The 18,311-nt window shown below is 75.3% G+C and carries 14 protein-coding genes; 7 read left to right on the forward strand and 7 right to left on the reverse strand.

Annotated features, from left to right (window positions below; all coding sequences use genetic code 11):
• The first annotated feature begins 158 nt into the window (after window positions 1-158).
• Window positions 159-488 carry a hypothetical protein gene (locus BFV98_RS27345; RefSeq protein ID WP_013287729.1) on the forward strand — a complete coding sequence of 110 codons (330 nt, stop codon included), beginning with the start codon at window positions 159-161 and terminating at the stop codon, window positions 486-488.
• Window positions 489-562: 74 nt separating this feature from the next.
• Here the strand turns inward: BFV98_RS27345 and BFV98_RS27350 are convergent, their stop codons facing one another.
• Window positions 563-2,131: a leucyl aminopeptidase gene (locus BFV98_RS27350; RefSeq protein ID WP_071098263.1), complete on the reverse strand. Its 1,569-nt coding sequence runs from the start codon at window positions 2,129-2,131 to the stop codon at window positions 563-565.
• Window positions 2,132-2,297: 166 nt separating this feature from the next.
• Here BFV98_RS27350 and gcvT point away from each other — a divergent pair, with 166 nt between their 5' ends.
• Entirely contained in the window at window positions 2,298-3,422 is a 1,125-nt protein-coding gene (gene gcvT, locus BFV98_RS27355; protein WP_071098265.1) for a glycine cleavage system aminomethyltransferase GcvT, read from the forward strand.
• Between the two features lie 10 nt (window positions 3,423-3,432).
• Here gcvT and BFV98_RS27360 read toward each other — a convergent pair whose 3' ends face one another.
• The 3 genes from BFV98_RS27360 to BFV98_RS27370 form a co-directional block, all read right to left on the reverse strand.
• Window positions 3,433-4,722 carry a DUF2314 domain-containing protein gene (locus BFV98_RS27360; RefSeq protein ID WP_013287726.1) on the reverse strand — a complete coding sequence of 430 codons (1,290 nt, stop codon included), beginning with the start codon at window positions 4,720-4,722 and terminating at the stop codon, window positions 3,433-3,435.
• A 63-nt stretch (window positions 4,723-4,785) separates the two neighbouring features.
• The gene (gene cobS / locus BFV98_RS27365) at window positions 4,786-5,559 is read right to left on the reverse strand and encodes an adenosylcobinamide-GDP ribazoletransferase (RefSeq protein ID WP_071098266.1); all 774 of its coding nucleotides are present in this window, start codon (window positions 5,557-5,559) and stop codon (window positions 4,786-4,788) included.
• A complete protein-coding gene (locus tag BFV98_RS27370; protein WP_071098268.1) occupies window positions 5,549-7,567 on the reverse strand; it encodes a bifunctional adenosylcobinamide kinase/adenosylcobinamide-phosphate guanylyltransferase in 2,019 nt (672 codons plus the stop codon). Before BFV98_RS27370 ends, cobS begins: the two co-directional genes overlap by 11 nt.
• A 269-nt stretch (window positions 7,568-7,836) precedes the next feature.
• Between BFV98_RS27370 and BFV98_RS27375 the strand changes: the two genes are divergently transcribed.
• Window positions 7,837-8,037, forward strand: coding sequence for a hypothetical protein (locus BFV98_RS27375; protein ID WP_013287723.1), 201 nt, complete (start codon window positions 7,837-7,839; stop codon window positions 8,035-8,037).
• Window positions 8,034-8,828: a site-2 protease family protein gene (locus BFV98_RS27380; protein WP_071098270.1), complete on the forward strand. Its 795-nt coding sequence runs from the start codon at window positions 8,034-8,036 to the stop codon at window positions 8,826-8,828. The genes BFV98_RS27375 and BFV98_RS27380 overlap by 4 nt, the downstream gene beginning before the upstream one ends.
• Before the next feature lie 52 nt (window positions 8,829-8,880).
• Here BFV98_RS27380 and BFV98_RS27385 read toward each other — a convergent pair whose 3' ends face one another.
• Together BFV98_RS27385 and BFV98_RS27390 are read right to left on the reverse strand one after the other, a co-directional pair.
• Window positions 8,881-9,879 (reverse strand): aldo/keto reductase family protein, encoded by a 999-nt coding sequence (locus tag BFV98_RS27385; protein ID WP_030273051.1) that lies wholly within the window; start codon window positions 9,877-9,879, stop codon window positions 8,881-8,883.
• Window positions 9,880-9,923: 44 nt separating this feature from the next.
• Complete coding sequence (locus BFV98_RS27390) at window positions 9,924-10,583, reverse strand: TetR/AcrR family transcriptional regulator (protein ID WP_013287720.1); 660 nt, start codon at window positions 10,581-10,583, stop codon at window positions 9,924-9,926.
• An 80-nt stretch (window positions 10,584-10,663) separates the two neighbouring features.
• On the opposite strand from BFV98_RS27390, the gene BFV98_RS27395 reads away from it, so the two are divergent.
• Window positions 10,664-11,143, forward strand: coding sequence for a cupin domain-containing protein (locus BFV98_RS27395; protein ID WP_013287719.1), 480 nt, complete (start codon window positions 10,664-10,666; stop codon window positions 11,141-11,143).
• Between the two features lie 79 nt (window positions 11,144-11,222).
• Here BFV98_RS27395 and BFV98_RS27400 read toward each other — a convergent pair whose 3' ends face one another.
• A complete protein-coding gene (locus BFV98_RS27400) occupies window positions 11,223-13,196 on the reverse strand; it encodes a WG repeat-containing protein (RefSeq protein ID WP_369830068.1) in 1,974 nt (657 codons plus the stop codon).
• A gap of 2,388 nt (window positions 13,197-15,584) precedes the next feature.
• On the opposite strand from BFV98_RS27400, the gene BFV98_RS27405 reads away from it, so the two are divergent.
• Window positions 15,585-16,169, forward strand: coding sequence for a hypothetical protein (locus BFV98_RS27405; protein ID WP_143025362.1), 585 nt, complete (start codon window positions 15,585-15,587; stop codon window positions 16,167-16,169).
• A gap of 1,284 nt (window positions 16,170-17,453) precedes the next feature.
• Window positions 17,454-18,305 carry an ABC-2 family transporter protein gene (locus BFV98_RS27410; protein ID WP_071098274.1) on the forward strand — a complete coding sequence of 284 codons (852 nt, stop codon included), beginning with the start codon at window positions 17,454-17,456 and terminating at the stop codon, window positions 18,303-18,305.
• Window positions 18,306-18,311: the final 6 nt, after the last annotated feature.

The following is an 18,311-nucleotide window of genomic DNA, read 5'->3' on the forward strand; positions in this document are numbered from 1 at the left end:
ACTGCATCGGGGGTTACGGCGGAGTAACAGGCACACCCCACCTCGGTCATCTTGTCACCACCACGGACCGAGCGCGTACCGAGGTGCCCAACGACACGTCGGTGACACGTACCCTTGGCACCGTCTTCGATGACGGCGCTGGGGGAGGAGTGGATTCGGTGGGGCTGTTCCGACGACGTAAGCGGGCGGCCCCGGCGAGCCGCGACCGCGCCGCCGACCGCGCCGATCTGGACCATCTGGAGAACTTCGTCCGGACCCGCAAGGGCGTCGAGGCGTACATCGAGCCCCGCACGACGGTCACCGAGACCACGATCATGCTGATCGCCGACGACGGCGAGTGGACCCGGCGGCGTGTCGGCGGGCCGGACGAAGCACGCCGCTGGGCGCACCGGATCGCCATCCCGATCTACGACGTGCGGCTGATGGGCTATCCGCAGCGCATGCGCGACTACAACGAGCGCCGCAAGCGCCGCCCCGAGCTGTTCTGAGCCGTTCGCGCGCGGGTGTTAAGAAGGGCCCCTTCTACAACGCGAGGCGTTAAGAAGGGGCCCTTCCTTACCCGTCAGCCGTTGGTGGCGACGTCCTCGACCAGGTGCACGAGCGTGCGCACCGGCACGCCGGTGCCGCCCTTGGTCCAGTAACCGGTCGCCTCGCCCGAGTGGTAGCCCGGACCGGCGATGTCGATGTGCGCCCACGCCACGTCGTCGGTCACGAACTCGCGCAGGAACACGCCGCCCTGGAGCATGTGCCCGGCCCGGTCCATCCCGGCGTTGACCTGCGAGATGTCCGCGACGTCCGACTCCATGCCCTTGCGCACGTCGTCGGGCAGCGGCATCGGCCAGGCCGGCTCGCCGGTCGCGTCACCGGCCACCCGCACCCGCTCGCACAGCTCCGGGGTGCCCATCACACCGGCGATCCGCTTGCCCAGCGCGATCACCTGGCCGCCGGTCAGCGTGGAGGTCTCGAACAGGTAGTCCGCGCCGTCCGCGCAGGCCCGCGCCATCGCGTCGGCCAGCACCATCCGGCCCTCGGCGTCGGTGTTGAGCACCTCCACCTTCTTGCCGTTGAACATGCTGATCACGTCACCCGGCCGGTAGCTGGTGCCCGACGGCATGTTCTCCGCCATCGGCAGGTAGCCGGTGACGGTGACCGACGGCTTGAGCGCCGCGACCGCCAGCATGGCCGCGCCGACCGCCGCCGCGCCGGCCATGTCCGACTTCATCTCCCACATGCCCTGCGCCGGCTTGATCGAGATGCCGCCGGTGTCGAACGTGATGCCCTTGCCGACGAGCGCGACCCGCTTGCCGTTGCCGCCGCCGGCGGGCGTGTAGGTGAGCTTCACCAGCCGCGGCGGGGCCTCGGAGCCCTGACCGACGGCGAGGATGCCGCCGTAGCCGCCGGCCTTCAGCGCCGCCTCGTCCAGCACCTCGACCTCCAGCCCCGCCTCGCGGGCGGCGGCGGAGACGACGTCGGCGAACGCCGGGGGACGCAGCTCGTTCGGGGCGGTGTTGATCCAGTCCCGGCTGGTCCGCACCGCACCGGCCACCGCCTGTGCCCGCGCGATCTCGGCCTGGGCGGTCGCGTCGGCCGCGTCCGGCACCGCCACCAGCACCTCGGCCACCGGCTCGCGCCGGGCCGGCTGCGGCTTGGTCTTGTAGCCGGCGAACCGGTAGCCGCCCAGCAGCGCGCCCTCGGCGACCGCGCGCAGCGCGGCCGGGGCGTCGGCGTCGTCGGGCAGAGGCAGGGCCAGGGCGACGCGCGGGGCACCGGCCAGCGCCCGCACCGCGGCACCGGCGGCCCGGCGCAGCGACTCCGGGGCCGGAGCGGCGCCCGAGGGCTCCGGGCCGAGGCCGACCGCCACGACCAGCGGCGCGGTCACGGTACCCAGCGTGGCCAGCTTGATCACCTCGCCCGGGCCACCGGTCGCGCCGAGCAGGGCCAGCGTCTCGGTCAGCTTTCCGTCGAACGCGGCGGCGATGCTCTCCCCGCCGGTGGCCAGCAGCAGGGCGTGGGCGGGTGCGCCGCTGCCCGGCTCGGTGGTCTGGCTGTGCACGCCGATCACGATCGCGTCGACGGCGAGTTCGGCGGGGTCGGTGTCGACCAGGCTGAGGGTGGTGCGGGGCGATGTCACGAAAGCTACTCCGGGCGGGCCGGGCCGGCCGCGTCGTCGCGTACCGGCGATGAAGGTCTCTCCGGCGGCAACCTACCCGCCGGGAGGCGTGGCTGTCCCGCCGATGCGTGCCGACGGGATCCCGCCGATGCTAACCACAGCGGTCCGGGCCGGTAAGTTGCCACCCATGACCGAGGTGACCTCCGACGCCGCCGAGACCCGGCTGCGCCGATCCCCGCTGCACGAGCGGCACACCGCGCTCGGCGCGAAGTTCGCCCCCTTCGGGGGCTGGCAGATGCCGCTGGAGTACGCCGGTGGCGGCGTGCTCAAGGAGCACACGGCCGTCCGCGAGGGCGTCGGCGTGTTCGACGTCTCGCACCTGGGCAAGATCCGGCTCACCGGGCCGGGCGCGGCGGACTTCGTCAACACCTGCCTCACCAACGACCTCGGCCGGATCACCCCCGGCCAGGCGCAGTACACGCTCTGCTGCGACGACGCCACCGGCGGCGTGGTGGACGACATCATCGCCTACCTGCACGCCGACGACCACGTCTTCCTGGTGCCCAACGCGGCCAACACCGCCGAGGTGGCCCGCCGGCTGCGCGCCGCCGCGCCCGAGGGCGTCACAGTCACCGACGAGCACGAGGCGTACGCGGTGCTCGCCGTGCAGGGACCGCGCTCGGCTGAGCTGCTGGGCGCGCTCGGCCTGCCCACCGGGCACGACTACATGAGCTTCTCCACCGCCACGCTCGACGGGGTGGAGCTGACCGTGTGCCGCACCGGCTACACCGGCGAGCTGGGCTACGAGCTGGTCGTGGCGTCCGAGCACGCGGTCGCCGTCTGGGACGCGCTCTTCGCCGCCGCAGACGACGTACGCGCCTGCGGCCTGGCCGCCCGGGACACCCTGCGCACCGAGATGGGCTACCCGTTGCACGGGCAGGACCTGTCCCCGGAGATCACCCCGGTGCAGGGCCGCTCCGGCTGGGCGGTCGGCTGGGACAAGCCGGCGTTCTGGGGCCGCGACGCGCTGCGCGCCGAGAAGGCCGCCGGCCCGGCCCGTACGCTGCGCGGCCTCACCGCCGTCGACCGGGCCATCCCGCGCCCCGGCATGGCCGTGTACGCGGGCGACCGGCAGGTCGGCACCGTCACCAGCGGCACGTTCAGCCCGACGCTCAAGCACGGCGTCGCGCTGGCGCTGGTCGACACCGACCCGAAGCTGGCCGACGGCGACGAGCTGGAGGTGGACATCCGGGGCCGCCGTGCCCGGATGCGCCTGACCAGGCCGCCGTTCGTCAAGCCCTCGGTGCGCTGAGCCGCGCGGGTCAGTCCTCGCCGCGCTCCCCGGCGTCGAGGACTGCCTGCGTCCAGCCGCCCTCCAGCACGCCGGTGCCGTCCAGCACGGCCCAGTCGACCACGTCCGACGCCTCCACCACCACCGGCGAGCCGATCCGCACGCTCGGGTCGGTGTTGGCGTCGCTGGCGCTGGCGCCGACGATCCGTTCCGGGGTGTCCCACGAGGTCACCCCGGCCCAGACGTACTCGGGGCCGTCGTCGCCGGGCAGGCCGTACTTGACCACGAGCTGGCTCTCCTCGGGCAGCCGCCCGGCCAGGAACCGGGCCCGGATGTCGCCGAGCGCCTCTCGGGCGGTCTCCACCGCGCGGCTCATCGCGTCCCCGGTTCGGGTGTAGCGCACGTCCGGCTGGATGCCGTTGAACAGCGTCGCGCAGGCGGCGGCGAAGTAGCGGCCGGGCGGACCCGGATGCCCGGGCGGCGGGTTGAGGCTCAGGAACGAGTCGGCGTCCGGGTCGGTGGCCGGGTCCAGCTCCAGCCGCAGCAGCACCGGCGCGGTCGCGCCGTGCTGCTCCGGATTGCCGTACGCCACGGCGATGTCGTGCCCGGTCACCGTGGCCAGCACCGGAAGCTGCACGAACGCCGGCACCTCCTCGCCTGCCAGCCCGTCGGTCCAGTCCCGCAGCAGCCGCCGGGCCGCGCCGGTCATCACCGCGCCCCACGCCCGGGTCAGGTGGTCCGGTACGCCCTGCGCCTGCAACTCCAGCAGCCCGAACCGGCGCAGTCCCTTCGTAGTGAACCAGAGCCCGTCGGAGTCCGAGGAGTAGGGCACCAGCACCCAGTCGACGAGCCGGATCCGGCCCTGCTCGTCGGGCAGCGAGCGCAGCGCCGCCGCCGGGTCGAGGAACTGGAGCCCGAAGACGTCCACCACGTCCCCGCCGACCGTCTCGGCCACCGCCGCGGCCACGGCGCGGGCGGCCCACTCGTGCGCGGGCGGCCAGCCCGGCCGGTACTCGGCCTGCACCACCACGAGGTGGGTGGCGGCGGCCAGCCGGGCCAGCTGCTCCTCGGTGGCGCCGAACGCGGTGAGCAGGTCCGGCGGCAGCTCGGGGAACTCGTCCACGGTGCGGGTGTCCACGGTCATCAGCGGACTGTCGAGCATCTGCTTGGCCAGCCCGTGCACCGGCTCGGAGAGCCGGCCGGCCAGCCCTTCCACGGCTGTCTTCGGGCTCACCTTGGGCAGCCCGGTGATCGGCACCAGATAGGTCGCGTCGAGCGACTCGGGCACCGGTACCGGCAGGAAGTCGTCCGTGATGAGCATGCCGTCCCCCTCGACCGCGCCGGTGCACTCGCCCCGAACGCTACCCGCCCGGACCGGTGACGCTCAGCCGGTCAGCACCAGTCCCAGGTAGGACAGCGTGGTGACGATCTCCACGAGCGCTCCGAGCACGTCGCCGGTGATGCCGCCGAAGCGGCGTACCAGGTGCCGCAGCAGCCCGGCCGCGACGGCGAGCGCGGCGAGGACGGCGAGCGGCCCCTGCCACGGACGGTCCGGCACCGCGGGCACCGCCGCCAGCGCGACGGCGACCGCGCCGAGCGTCAGCGCGGTCCACCCGACAGTGCCGGCGACGAGCGCGCCCAGGCCCTCCGGCCGGGCCGCCGGCACGCCACGCCGGCAGGCCAGGCCGACGGCGAGCCGCCCGGCCGCGGTGGCCGCGACCACGGCGGCCAACGCGGCGAGCGCGCCCCGGCCGGCCAGCTCCGCGAGCACCGCGCTCTGGAGCAGGAGTACGACCACCAGCGCGACCACCCCGAACGGGCCGACGTCCGGCTGCTTCATGATCTCCAGCGCGGCCGGACCGCGCCGGTACGAGCCGAGCGCGTCGACGGTGTCGGCCAGCCCGTCCAGGTGCAGGCCCCGGGTGAGCAGCGCGCCCAGCCCCACTGTGACCACCGCGGCGACGAGCGGTGGCGCGAGCGCGCCGGTGAGCAGCAGCACCCCGCCGAGTACGGCGCCGAGCAGCGCCCCGACCAGCGGCGCGAGCGCCATCGCGATGCCCGCGGCGGCCCGGTCGACCCGTCCGGCGCGTACCGGGAGGGTGGTGAACGTGGTGAGCGCCAGCCGGATGCCGTCGGCGAGCCGCGCCTCAGTCGGCACGTCGGCCGGGGGAGACCGGCTCGTCCGACCCGATCGTGGTCGGTCCCGGCCCGGCCGGCTCCGGCTCGGCGAAGTCCGGTTCGTCGTCGCCGGTCCGGCCGTCGCCGCTGCCGTCGTCGCCGGTGGGCTCGCCGGTACCGGTGCCGGTGTCGGTGCGGTCGCCGGCGTCGTCGTCGGTGCCGCTGTCGTCGTCGGTGCCGCTGTGGTCGGGGCCGCCCAGCGACGGGTGCACCGGCAGCGTGGCGGCGAGCGTCAACGCGGAGCGCAGCAGCGGCAGCGCGGCCAGCGCGGTCGCCCCCTCGCCCAGGTCGAGCCGCAGGTCCACCAGCGGGGTCAGACCGAGCACGTCGGCGGCGAGCCGTACGCCCGGACGGCCGCCGTGGTCGGGCAGCAGGCACCAGTGCCGGGCCTGCCCGGCCAGGTCGCGGCTGACCATGGCGGCGGCGGTGCCGACCGGCCCGTCCAGCAGCACCGGCACCTTGCGGGCGGTGGCGCCCAGCAGTACGCCGGTGGCCAGCGCGATGTCGCCACCGCCCAGCTCGGCCAGGACGTCCTTGGCCTCCCGGGCGGAGCGCCGGGTGCGGTGCAGCGCGTCCCGCACCGCCGCGCAGCGGACCATCCAGGCGGTGTCGTCGATCTCGCCCTGCTCGGTGACCACCCGGCCGAGCACCATCGGCGGCTCCGCGCCAGCGGTGGCCGCGAGCACCGCCGCGGCGGCGGCCTCGGCCCCCGCACCGCACGCGGCGAGCACCAGCAGCTGCACCCCCGCGTCGGCGGCCTGCTCGGCGAGCCGCCAGCCGTAGCGCAGCGCCGCCTCGACCTCGTCGGCGGACAGGGCCGGGCCGTCCTCCATCGGCGCCGCGACGGGCGCCTCGACGATCTGCAGGCCGGCCCGGTTCTCGGCGGCGAGCCGGGCCAGTGCGCCCCGGCCGGCGCGGGCCTGCCGGGCGCGGCGCGCCGACTCACCGGGCGTCGCGCCGGCCGACGCGCCGCCCTCGTGGTCGCCCTGGATCAGCAGGACGCGCACCGAGTCCCACGGACGCGGCGTCGAGGTGCCCTGGGTGGCGGCCGCGAAGCCGACCACCTGTTCCAGTACGCCGAGACCGGCACCGGCGATGTCGAGGGTGGCGAGCCGGTCGACCGCCTGCGGTCCGGTGTAGTCGTCGGGCATCGGCAGTTCCATGCCCGGCTGGATGACCAGGCCGGTGGCGATCATCGGCAGCGCCATGGTGGGGGCGGCCCAGTCGCCCGTACCGGGCTCGTCGGATGTGGCCGGGGCGGGCACCGGGGCGGCGGCCGGGGTGAGCACCTCGGGCAGCGTCACGTCCCCGGCGCCGAGGTCGGCCGGTACGGCCTGGGTCGGCGCGGGCTGGGCCGCCGCGTGATGGGGCGCGGCGGCGCGGCCGGGCTCGGTCTCGGGCGACGTGGCCGCGGGCGGCACGGCGTGCGCGGGGGCCGAAGTGGCCGGCTTCAGCCACGCCGTCTGACCGGCCACCACGAGCGCGACCGCGTCGCAGGCGTCGGCGACCGCGCGGTTGGTCGCGCCGAGCGCGTCGGTGAACGCCCGGCCCAGGGGCGTGGTGGGCACCAGGGACAGGCCCACCTCGGGGCTCACCAGCACCAGCCGGGCCGTGCTGGAGCGCACCGCCGCTGCCAGCTCGGCGATCGTCGCGGTGTCGTCGGCCGGCTGGTGGGCCGGGTCGAGCAGCACCGTCACCCAGCCGCCCAGGTCGTCCACGAGAAGCGTCTCGTTCGGCCCGGCGGCGGCGATCACCTCGACCAGCCGGCCCGGATCCGCCGCGGTCTCCTCGGTGCTCCAGCTCCCCGGGCGGCGGGCGCGGTGCGCCGCGAGGCGGGTCGCCCACTCGGTGTCCTCCGGATCCCCGGCCGGGGCGGTGGCCACGTACCGGACCGTGGGCGCGTCGGCGACCAGAGACTCGGCGAACTCGGACTTGCCGGAGCGGATACCGCCGAGCACCAGGAGGGTGTGCCACCCGTCAACGGACATGCCCGTACCTTAGTTCGCCCGCCCGCTTTCCGGGCAGCTCGCCCCTCCCCGCCCTCACCCCGCCCTCTCGCGGCGCTGATCTTGCACTTGTGGCCCCCGGGATGCCGGGAATGACCGCTCTGTCGGGGCACTAACCGCAAGATCGCGGGTGCGGCCCGGCGGTGGGGGTGGGCATGATCCATGTGGTGGCGGGCCGTCGTCGGCGGGGCCGACTAGGCTTGCGGAGGTTTGGCGTCCCACGGGACGACGGCGGCGAGGGGAGACGCGGCATGGCGTGGAGCTGGCGGTACGAGGGCACGAACGGCGACGCGGCCGACGGGCCGGCCGAGTCGTTCCCGAGCCAGGCGGACGCCGAGTCGTGGATCGGCCAGGCCTGGCGGGAGCTCGCGGCATCCGGCGTCACCACAGTCGTGCTGGTCGAGGACGACCGGGTGGACTACCGGATGAGCCTGCAACCCCCGGCCGAATGACGGGCTACGACCGCCCGGGCGAGCCGCTGATCCTCGGCGTGCCCCGGGCGGCGTTCCGGCCCAGCCCGATCTTCCTGGCCCTGGTGGCACTCTTCGTCGCCTCCGGGGTGATGACCTGGAACCGGTACGGCAACGTCGGCTTCGACGTGTTCCTCTTCGTCGTCTCGGGCTGGCTGGTCTCGCTGTGCCTGCACGAGTACGCGCACGCCGTGGTCGCGTACCGGTCCGGTGACCGGGACATCGCGCACCGCGGCTATCTCACGCTCAACCCGCTGAAGTACACCAGCCCGCTGCTGTCGATCGTGCTGCCGGTGGTCGTGGTGCTGCTCGGCGGCATCGGCCTGCCCGGCGGCGCGGTCTGGGTGGACCGGCACGCGATCCCCGGCCGGCTGCGGCACACGCTGGTCAGCCTGGCCGGGCCGGCGACGAACGTGCTGTTCACGCTGGTGCTGGTCGCGGCGGTGGCATGGGGGCCGGAACTGGGCGGGCCGCTGGAGTTCTGGGCCGGCGTCGGGCTGCTCGCGTTCCTCCAGCTCACCGCCAGCGTGCTCAACCTGCTGCCGGTGCCGGGCCTGGACGGCGGCAACATGCTCCAGCCCTGGCTCAGCCCCGCCTACCGGCGGATGTACGACCTGTTCGCTCCGTACGGCTTCATTCTGCTCTTCGCGCTGCTGTGGAGCCCGCAGATCAACCGGGCGTTCTTCGGCGCGGTCTTCGCCGTCGGCGACGCGCTCGGCCTGCCGCGCGAGCTGTACCAGATCGGCTACGCCCTGATCCGCTTCTGGGAGTAGCCGGCCCGGTCGTTCCCGGGCCGGTCCGAGCCGGCCCGGGAACGACGCGACGTCACGGGCGCTGAGCCGGGCTCTCGGTCTTCGCCGGATCCCGCTCGGTGACCGGCTCGACGATCTCGTCGATCGCCTTGAGCAGGTCGGCGTCGAGCTTCACGCCCGCCGCCTTCACGTTGTCGTGCACCTGCTCCGGCCGGGACGCGCCGACGATCGCCGAGGAGACGTTCGGGTTCTGGAGCACCCAGGCGACGGCGAGCTGCGGCATGGTCAGCCCGGCCTGCTCGGCCAGCGGCTTGAGCCGCTGCACGCGGGTGAGCACGTCGTCGGTCATGAACCGGGCGATGAACCCGGCGCCGGACTTCTCGTCGGTGGCGCGGGAGCCCGCGGGCGGCGGCTGGCCCGGCAGGTACTTGCCGGACAGCACACCCTGGGCCATCGGCGACCAGACGATCTGGCCGATGCCCAGCTCCTCGCTGGTGGGGATCACCTCGGTCTCGATGACCCGCCACAGCATCGAGTACTGCGGCTGGTTCGAGATCAGCGGGATGCGCAGCTCACGGGCCAGCGTGTGCGCCTCGCGCAGCTGGGACGCCTTCCACTCGGAGACGCCGATGTAGTGCGCCTTGCCGGAGCGTACGACGTCGGCGAAGGCCTCCATCGTCTCCTCCAGCGGAGTGCTGTAGTCGTAGCGGTGGGCCTGGTACAGGTCCACGTGGTCGGTCTGGAGGCGGCGCAGCGAGCCGTCGATCGACTCCATGATGTGCTTGCGGGACAGACCCCTGTCGTTGCGGCCGGGACCGGTCGGCCAGTAGACCTTCGTGAAGATCTCCAGCCCTTCGCGACGCTCGCCCTTGAGCGCGCGGCCGAGCACCGACTCGGCGCGGGTGCCCGCGTACACGTCGGCGGTGTCGAAGGTGGTGATGCCGCTGTCGATCGCGGCGCGGACGCACGCGACCGCCGCGTCCTCCTCGACCTGCGAGCCGTGGGTGATCCAGTTGCCGTACGAGATCTCGCTGACCATCAGGCCGGAGCGGCCCAGGTGACGGAATTCCATGCTCCCGACCCTAGACCCGCCCGGTCGCGGACGCCGTCCGGCGTTCACGCCCCCAGCAGCGCGTCGCGCATCCGGACGGCGAGCCACTGCCGGAAACTCTCCTCCGTCCACCCGCACCGCTGCACCAGCGCCGCGTAGTGCGCCGGGTCGTTGTAGAACCACAGCGCGTCGACCGCGCGGTCGGTGCCCGCGTCCGGCCGGAGCGGGCCGTCCAGGGTGAGCAGCCGGTCGACCACCATGGCGGCGCCCGCGCGGCGGTTGCGCAGCAGCGTCTCCCACAGTTCGGCCACCTCGGGCGCCTCGTCCGCCGCGCGGCGGACCGTCTCGAAGGCGCCGGCCGCGCGGTGGCCGATCAGCGTGCAGACCCCGGCGTACGCGTCGAGCACCGCGCCCTGGTCGGACGCCTCCCAGACCGGCTGGAACCAGGGGCGGCGCGCCACCGGCACCGGCTCGTCGTCGCCGGCGAGCGCCTCGTCGAGCACCTGGCGCAGCAGGGCGGCCTTGGAGCCGAATGCGGCGAACACGGTGGGCCGGGCGACGCCCGCCTCGGCGGCCACGTCGGCCAGTGACGTCGCCGCGTAGCCGCGCGTCACGAACAGGTCGGTCGCCGCCCGCACGACCGCCTGACGGGTACGCCGGGCGCTCTCCTCGCGCACCGCCGAGCGGTAGGGGCGCGTCGACTTGCCGTCCTTGACTCCAGCCATGACCTCGCGATACTAACAATCTATTCACTAGACTCCTGGCTATCGAATGTTCCCGCATTCACTGAAATCGGAGGCCACCCATGTCCGTCCGCCCCTACCTGCTCGGCCCCGACGACGGCGAGGCGTACTGGTTCCTCGGCAACCTGTGCACGTTGAAGGCCGGTGGCCGGCACACCCGGGACCGCCTCACCGTCGCCGAGTTCGTGAACCCGCCGGGCTTCGCTCCGCCCCTGCACCGCCATCAGGTCGAGGACGAGATGTTCTACCTGCTCTCCGGCACCGCCCGGTTCCACTGCGACGGCGAGACGCTCACCGCCGGTCCCGGTGACTTCGTCCTGCTGCCGGTGGGCCTGGCGCACACGTTCGTGGTCGGCCCGGACGAGCCGTTGCGCGCGCTCCAGATCACCACCCCGGCCGGGTTCGAGCGGTTCGCCGCGGAAGCAGGCGTACCGGCTCCGCACCGCCGGCTGCCCGACCCTGCGCCGATCGACCCGGCAGCGCTCGGGCACGCCGCAGCCCGCAACGGCATCGAACTGCTGGGCCCTCCGCCGACGGCGTGAGCGGCCGAGCCGGGGTCGCCGGGGCTGCCAGACGCTGACGGGCCGCGTCCGCCGCTCGAGGTGGCGTGCCGGGCGCGGGTCAGAGCACCGGGCTGGCGTCGGCGAGCAGCCGGTCGATCTCCGCGACCACCGCCGCGCGCCCCGGATGCACCGGGTCGATGAGCGGCTCGCCGCGCCGGTCCAGAGCGCCCCACCGGCCCGACTCGGTGGCGACCAGGAACGCCACCGGATGCACCACCACCGTCGGGTACGCCGGTGGCACCACCACCCGGCCGGCCCGGTCCACCACGCCACGGCGACCGGCCAGCTCGACCACCGCCAGTCCGTCGGCGGTGAACCCGTCGACCTCGCGACCGTCCGCGAGCGGCGTGCCGAGACGGTGGTACCGGGTCGGCACCACCACCTCGCCGGTCAGGTCCACCGCGCCCCAGCCGCCGTTCTGCCGTACCGCCGCCAGGCCGTTGCGGAACGGCCTGGCCTCCTCGTACCCGGGCGGGATCTTCACGATGTTCATCCGGTCGACGGCCATCCACCGGCCCTTGCCGTCCATCGACACCCAGGACAGCCCTTCCGAGAAGGGCACCACCGCCCGGTAGCCGTTGTTCGCCTCGATCAGCGCCGCGCCGGACGTGTCGATGAGCGCCCACCGGGACGCCTCCGGCCGGCGCACCCAGGCCATTCCCTCGTGGAACGGCTGCGCCTCGGCGTACCGGTGCGCGATGACCATCTCGCCGTCGGCGTCCGCGTACCCCCAGAGCTCTTGCTCCTCGTCGAACGTCGGCATCGGCGGACGCGGCGTGCCGAGCACCTCCTCGGGCCGGCGCGGCGCGGGCCCGAAGCCGTCGGCGGCGGCCCGCTCCGCGACCGCGTCCAGCGCGACCTCGACCCGGGCGTTGAGCTGCGCGTCCTCGCCGTGGCGCAGGTCCAGCGCCCGCTCGAAGTGCAGGCACGCCTCGGTCAGCCGGCCCTGGTCGTAGCAGCACCGCCCGGCGTGCTCGTGCAGCAGCGCACGCAGCCGGTCCGGCAGCTCCGGCGAGTTCGCCTCCGCGAAGAGCCGGTCCGCCTCCGCGTGTTCACCCCGCCACCGCAGCGCCTCGGCGAGGCGCGCGCGGGCCAGCGCGGTCCGCCGGAACTCGCCGGTGGCCTCCGCGTACGTGACGGCGAGCCGCGCGTCCCCGAGCGCGTCGTCCAGGTCACCGAGGACCCGGGACGCCACCGCGCGCAGGCTGAGCAGCCGGGCCCGGCTGCGGTTGTCGAGCGTGGTGTCGAGCTTGCCGGTGAGCCCGTCCCGGATGACCCGCAACTGGGCCGGGTCGGGGGCCTGCTCGCGCAGCGTACGCGGATCCAGCTCCCAGCCGACCGCGGCGAGGGCCTGCTCCGGGTCGACAGGAGGCGGCGGCTCGGCGTCCGCCGCAGGTTCGGCGCCGTCGTCGGTTCCGGCTTCTTCGGGGGTACGCCGATCCTGCGCGGCGTCGGCGTCGGCGTGCTCGGTGCTGTTGGTGTGCTCGGCGCTGCCGGCGTGGTCGGCGTCGTGCTCGGTGCTTGTCGGGGTCGGTTCGGCGTCGTCGGCCTGCGTCTGTTGCACGGGTGCGGCAACGGTGGCGTCCGTATCAGCGGCCGTGTCGACCGGCTCCGGGGTGGACGGTGCGGGCGCGGAGTGGCCGGTGCCGTCGGCCGCCGCTGGTCCCTGGGCTGAGCCGTCGGCGATGGTCTCGCGCGTCGTCTCGTCGGCAGTGCTCTCCGGTGCCGCGTCGTCCTGCCGGGTCTCGGTGGTGCCGGAGGCGGCGACATCGTTCGGAGTGCGCTCCGGCGCAGGGCTGAGCCGCTCGGGTGCGGCAGCCATCGCGCCGTGCGGCTCGGGCTCGGCGCGCGGACCGTCGGGTACGGGAACGCTGGTGTCCGCCGTCGTCGGCTCGGCCGGCGGCGGGGTGATCGGCGCGTGCACGGGTGCGGCCGGTGCGTCGGTGGTCGTTGCGGCATCGACCGATGCGCCGGCGGTCGACGCGTCCACGGCGGCGGCATCGGCCGATGCGCCGGCGGTCGACGCGTCCATGGCGGAGGCGGTGACGATCGGTGCGGGTGCGGGTGCGGGTGCGGGTGCGGGTGCCGGTTCAGGTGCGGGTGCGTGCGCCAGTTCGGGTGCCGGCGGTGCGTCGAGGGTGCCCGCGGGTTCGCTGGCGCTGGTGGGTGCGGGTGCGCTCGCATCGGCAGTGGACGCCGGTGCTTGACCGCCGCTCGCACCGGGCACGGCGAGCACGGCAGCGCCTGGCGGCACCGCGGCATCGAGTTCCGGAGTCCTCCTCGCGTCCGCTGCGTTCGTCTCCGCTTGGTCCGTTGCGGCTTCCGGCCCCTTCGCCGCCGATTCCGAAGCCTCCGCCACCGCTGGAGACCCGTCGTCAACGGTCGGGTGCGTGCCCAGCGTTGGCGCGCCGAGGGATGCCGCCGGCGTCTCGACGGACGGCACCCCACTGCGCTCGCCACCCGACGGTGCGATCGAGTCCTGGCCGGGTAGAGATCTTGGTACGAAAGGGCCCCCAGAGGGGCCGAAATCGTCCAAGATCTCCGGCGGTTTCGGGGCTTCCGCGGGCTGGTTCGGGCGGAACCACGCCTCGGCGCCGGGGGACGGTGGAGGCGTCGTCTCCGCCGGTCGGCCGTTCTCCGACGGCATGTCGCTCCGGACAGAGGACGTGCCGGCTCCGAGGCGCTCCGTGCCCTGTGTGGGCCGGGTGTCCGCGTCGGCTTCCGGACGGACGAGGTCCGCCCCGGACACAGCTTGGACGTCCACTCCGGCATCGGGCCGGCTTCCGTCCGAGCGGGACTCGGGCCGTATGCCTGCGTCGGCTCCCCGGCCGCCCTTCTCTGCTGGGACGTCCACATCGGCCTGCGGCCGGCCGGTGGTCGGCGTGGCGTGGGTGGCGGTCCGGGACGTCGTCCCGGCGTGCGCGTCGACCACCGGACGGTCGACCACCGGACGGTCGGAGTCCGTGCTCGGCGTGATCGGGGTGCCGGGCGAGGTCCAGGGACGCGGGTCGGCTACGGGGCGATCGGCGTCCGCGCCCGGGACCGCACGGGTGCTCGTGCCGGGCGTCGCTCCGGAGTACGCGCCGGATCCGGGACCGTTGGTGCCCGCGCCCGCGCCCGCGCCCGTGCTCGTGCCCGTGGTGCCGGTGCCCGTGGTGCCCGTGCCCGTGCCCGTGCCTGTATCCGTGCCCGTGCCCGTATTCGTGCCCGTGCCCGGCGCGGGTCGGATGCCTACTCCGGAGGTCGCTCCGGCGTCGGCTTCGAGACGGTTGGCGTCCGTGTGCGGAGCGGGTCGGCTGCCCGTGCCGGTCGTGGGCCGAGCCGCCTGTGCTTCCGGGGCGGCAGGGCCCATCGCCGGGACGACCGGTGGTGGCGTGGTCGGCCGGGCCGGGGCAGGGCCCGGATAGGTGGGCGGAGCGGGACGAGCCGGCGCGGCCTCGGTCGGCTGGACGGGACCGGCCGAAGGAAGCTCTTGACGTTCCTCGGTCCGCCCATGCGGCGGCGTGGGGTGGACGGGCTCCGCTCGTCCCGTGCCTGTCGGAGCCTGCGCATCGCCTCTGGGCGTGCCGACAGCCGGCGCGGGGGGAGTGACCCCGCCGGAGACCGGTGCGCCGGAACCGGGCGCACCCGAGGCGGGCGCACCCGAGGCGGGCGCACCCAAGGCGGGCGCACCCGAGACGGGCGCACCCGAGACGGGCGCACCCGAGACGGGCGCACCCGAGACGGACGCACCGGGCTCGTCTCGGACGGGAACGGCCGGTGCGGAACCGCCGTCGGCGACGCGTCGGTCGGGCTCGGTCACCGGCGGACGGGTCGCCTCGTACCGACCCGGCGCCGGCATCCGGTGCTGCTCGTCCGTACCAGCTGGTGGCACGGGCCGCAGCGGGGCCTGGCCGGTCGACGGCGAGCCGTCACCGGAGTGCGCGGGCGTGCGCGGTGTCGACAGCGGATCCGGCGCCGCCGGGGCAGGGCGGGGACGGTCGTCGGGGCGCGGGTGCCCGGCCGACCCGGCCGTGCTCCTGCCCTCGGCGCCGCGGACCGGATGAGCATCGGGCCATCGCCCAGGCCGCGTCGTCCCCGGTGCGTCCGGCGGCGTCCGGCGCTCGTCTGGCCGCGCCGTCCGGGAATCGTCGGAACGCGCGGCGACCTCGTCCGGCCGGCGACGGTCCTGCTCCGGCTGCGCTCGACCGGCTTCCGGGCGCGTCGGGGCGGCGTCGGGGCGCGTCGGGGCGATGGGCGGCCGGGTGGCGTGGGGACGCGGACCGGTGCCGTCGGGCTGCGCGCCCGGACCGGCGGGCCGAGCGTCGCGTGGGTCCGGACGGACGGGCCCGTCCTGCTCGGGACGGCGCGCGTCGGGGCGTGGACCGTCGGGGGGCGGCATCGGGTGCCGGGGCGGCATCGGCCGGTCCACGGGTGGGCGGTGCCGGTCGTCCGGCCGGTACGCGTCGGGTTCCGGCCGGGGGCGGGGCTCGATGACGGGCCACTCGCCCTGGTGCGGGCGGGGACGATCGGCCGGCGGGCGCTGCCAACGCTGGTCGGCGCCCGGCCGCACGGGGGCGGAGGCTTGCGGGTCAGCCGGACGGTGCCCCTGCGCGCCGTACCGGCCGGGTTCGCCCTGCTGCGCGGGCCGCCCGTTCTCGGGTGCCCGGCGCTGGGTCTCGGGGTAGGCGGCGGCCTCGCGGCCCGGCGCACGATCGTCCCATCGGCCACCGGCCGGGTCGCGCCGGTCCGCCGGGGGACGTGGGCCGGGCTCGCGCCAGCTGTCACGCCCGGGCTCACGCCGGCCGTCGTGGCCCGAACCGGCCCAACCGGGTTCACGCCGGCCGTCGTGGCCCGGCTCGCTCCAGCCTGGTTCGCGTCGGCCGTCGCGGCCGGGCTCGGCCCGGCCTGGCTCACGCCGGCCCGGCTCGCCCCAGCCGGCAGTGCTCCGCTCCGACGGCGGCACGGCCTGGTCACGCCCGTCGACGCCGGGACCGCGCCGACCATGGGCCGGATCGTCCGGTGACGGCTCAACGAAGGGGCCGCGACGACCATCGGGCAGGGGTTCGCGGCGTCCGCCGGGGGAGTGGTCCTGGCGAGCGTCGGGTGGCGTGCCCCATCGTTCACCGGAAGCCGCCGGACGACCGTCGGCCGGGGCGTGCCTGCGCGGAGCGGGGTGCGGGGTCTCGTTCGGCTCCGGCATCCAGCCCGGTTGGACGGCCTGGCGCGGTGGGCCGTCGGGGCGTACCCAGCGTTGGTCGAGCCGCTCCGGAGGCGGACCGGGGCGGTGGGGCCGACGGCCGTCCGCGCCGGGGCCGTCGGGATGCCCGCGCCGCTCGTCCGGCCCCGCGGGACGCTGTCCGCCGGAACTGGCGGAACCGATCGGGTACGCCCCGCGCGAGGCGGCCGGCCCGTCCAGGTACGTGCCGCGTGGTCCTGCCGGCCCGTCTGAGTGCCCGCCGCGCGGCCCTGCCGATCCGCCCGGATGCACACCGCGTGGCGCTGGCGTGTTCGAGTGCCCGCCGCGTGGCCCTGGCGGTCCGTCCGGACGCCCGCCGCGTGGGTCTGCCGTTCCGTCCGGATGCGCGCCGCGTGGCCCGGCAGGGCTGGTCGGGTGCACCCCGGGCGGGGCCGCGGGACTGATCGGGTACGCAACGCGCGGGACCGCCGGGCTGACCGGGTATGCGCCGTGCGGACCGGCCGGGCTGACCGGGTAGGTGCCGTGCGGACCGGCCGGACTGGTCGGGTATGTGCCGTGCGGGCCGGCCGGACTGGTCGGGTATGTGCCGTGCGGGCCGGCCGGACTGACGGGCTCACCGCCGCGCGGGCCGGCCGGGCTGACCGGATGACCGCCGGCCGGACTGACCGGGTAGGCGTCGCGTGGACCGGCCGGACCCGCCGGACGTCCGCCCTCGTGCCCGGGGGGCCGGGAACCGGCGGGGCTCACCGGGTACGTGTCCTCGTCCGGCGCGGGGCTGACCGGGCGTACCTCGGCGCGGCCGACAACGGGGCGCGGACGCGGCGTCAGGTTCTCGATGCCGATGTCACCCGGGTAGCGCTGCCCGGGGAACTGCGGCTGCCACTCGTGGGTTGGCTCGGCGGCCCAGGCCGGTTCGGCCGGCTCGCGCCAGCTGCCCCAGCCACTCATCGGCAACCCCTCCGGCCGCTCGCGCGGGACGGCCCCGGGGCCGGCTCGCGTCGCTCGCTCACGGCGGTGTCACCTCATTGGAAATTCTCGCGCTGGGGCGCCGGACGTGCCGGTACAGTCGCCCGGTCCAGCACGTCGTGGCTGCGGAAGGAGGGTAACGGCGTGGGCTCGGTCACCGCCACTGTGGCACCACCCACCGGCGCACACGTTACCCCATGGTTTCGGACATTCGGCGCGATCGCGGCGGCCGGGTTCCGGCGGCACGCGACCTACCGGCAGGCCGCCGTGGCGGGGTTGTGCACCAACACCGTGTTCGGCTTCCTGCGCTGCTACATCTTCCTCGCGGCGACGGGTGCGGCGGGCACCGTGGCCGGCTACGACAGGGCGCAGCTCGCCACGTTCGTCTGGGCCGGCCAGGGGCTGCTGGCGGTCATCGCCATCTGGGGCTGGACCGATCTGGCCGACCGGATCCGCACCGGTGAGGTGGCCGCCGACCTGCTGCGGCCGGTGCACCCGGTGACCAGCTACCTCGCCACCGACCTCGGCCGGGCCGGGTTCGCGTCGCTGGCCCGGCTGGTGCCGCCGCTGGTGGTCGGGCCGTTCTTCTTCGCGGTGTACGTGCCCCGGCACTGGGCCACGGTGCCGCTGTTCCTGCTCTCCGCGCTGCTCGCGGTGGTGGTCTGCTTCGGCTGCCGCTACCTGGTCAACGCCACCGCGTACTGGTTGCAGGACGTGCGGGGCCCGATGATCCTGTGGACGCTCGGTTCCGGCGTGCTGGCCGGGCTCTACTTCCCGCTCGGGTTCCTGCCCGGCCCGCTGGAGGCGGTCCTGCGGTACGCCACCCCGTTCCCCAGCATCCTCCAGGTGCCGCTGGACGTGCTCGTCGAGCGGGAGCCGATGGCCACCGGTCTCACCCTGGTCGCGGTGCAGGCCGGCTGGGCGGTGCTGCTGCTGGCGCTGTGCCGGCTGGTGCAGCGTCGCGCCGAGCGCCGCCTGGTGGTCCAGGGTGGCTGAGCGCGC

It is taken from the genome of Micromonospora sp. WMMB235 (assembly GCF_001855515.1).
Classification (GTDB): domain Bacteria; phylum Actinomycetota; class Actinomycetes; order Mycobacteriales; family Micromonosporaceae; genus Micromonospora; species Micromonospora aurantiaca.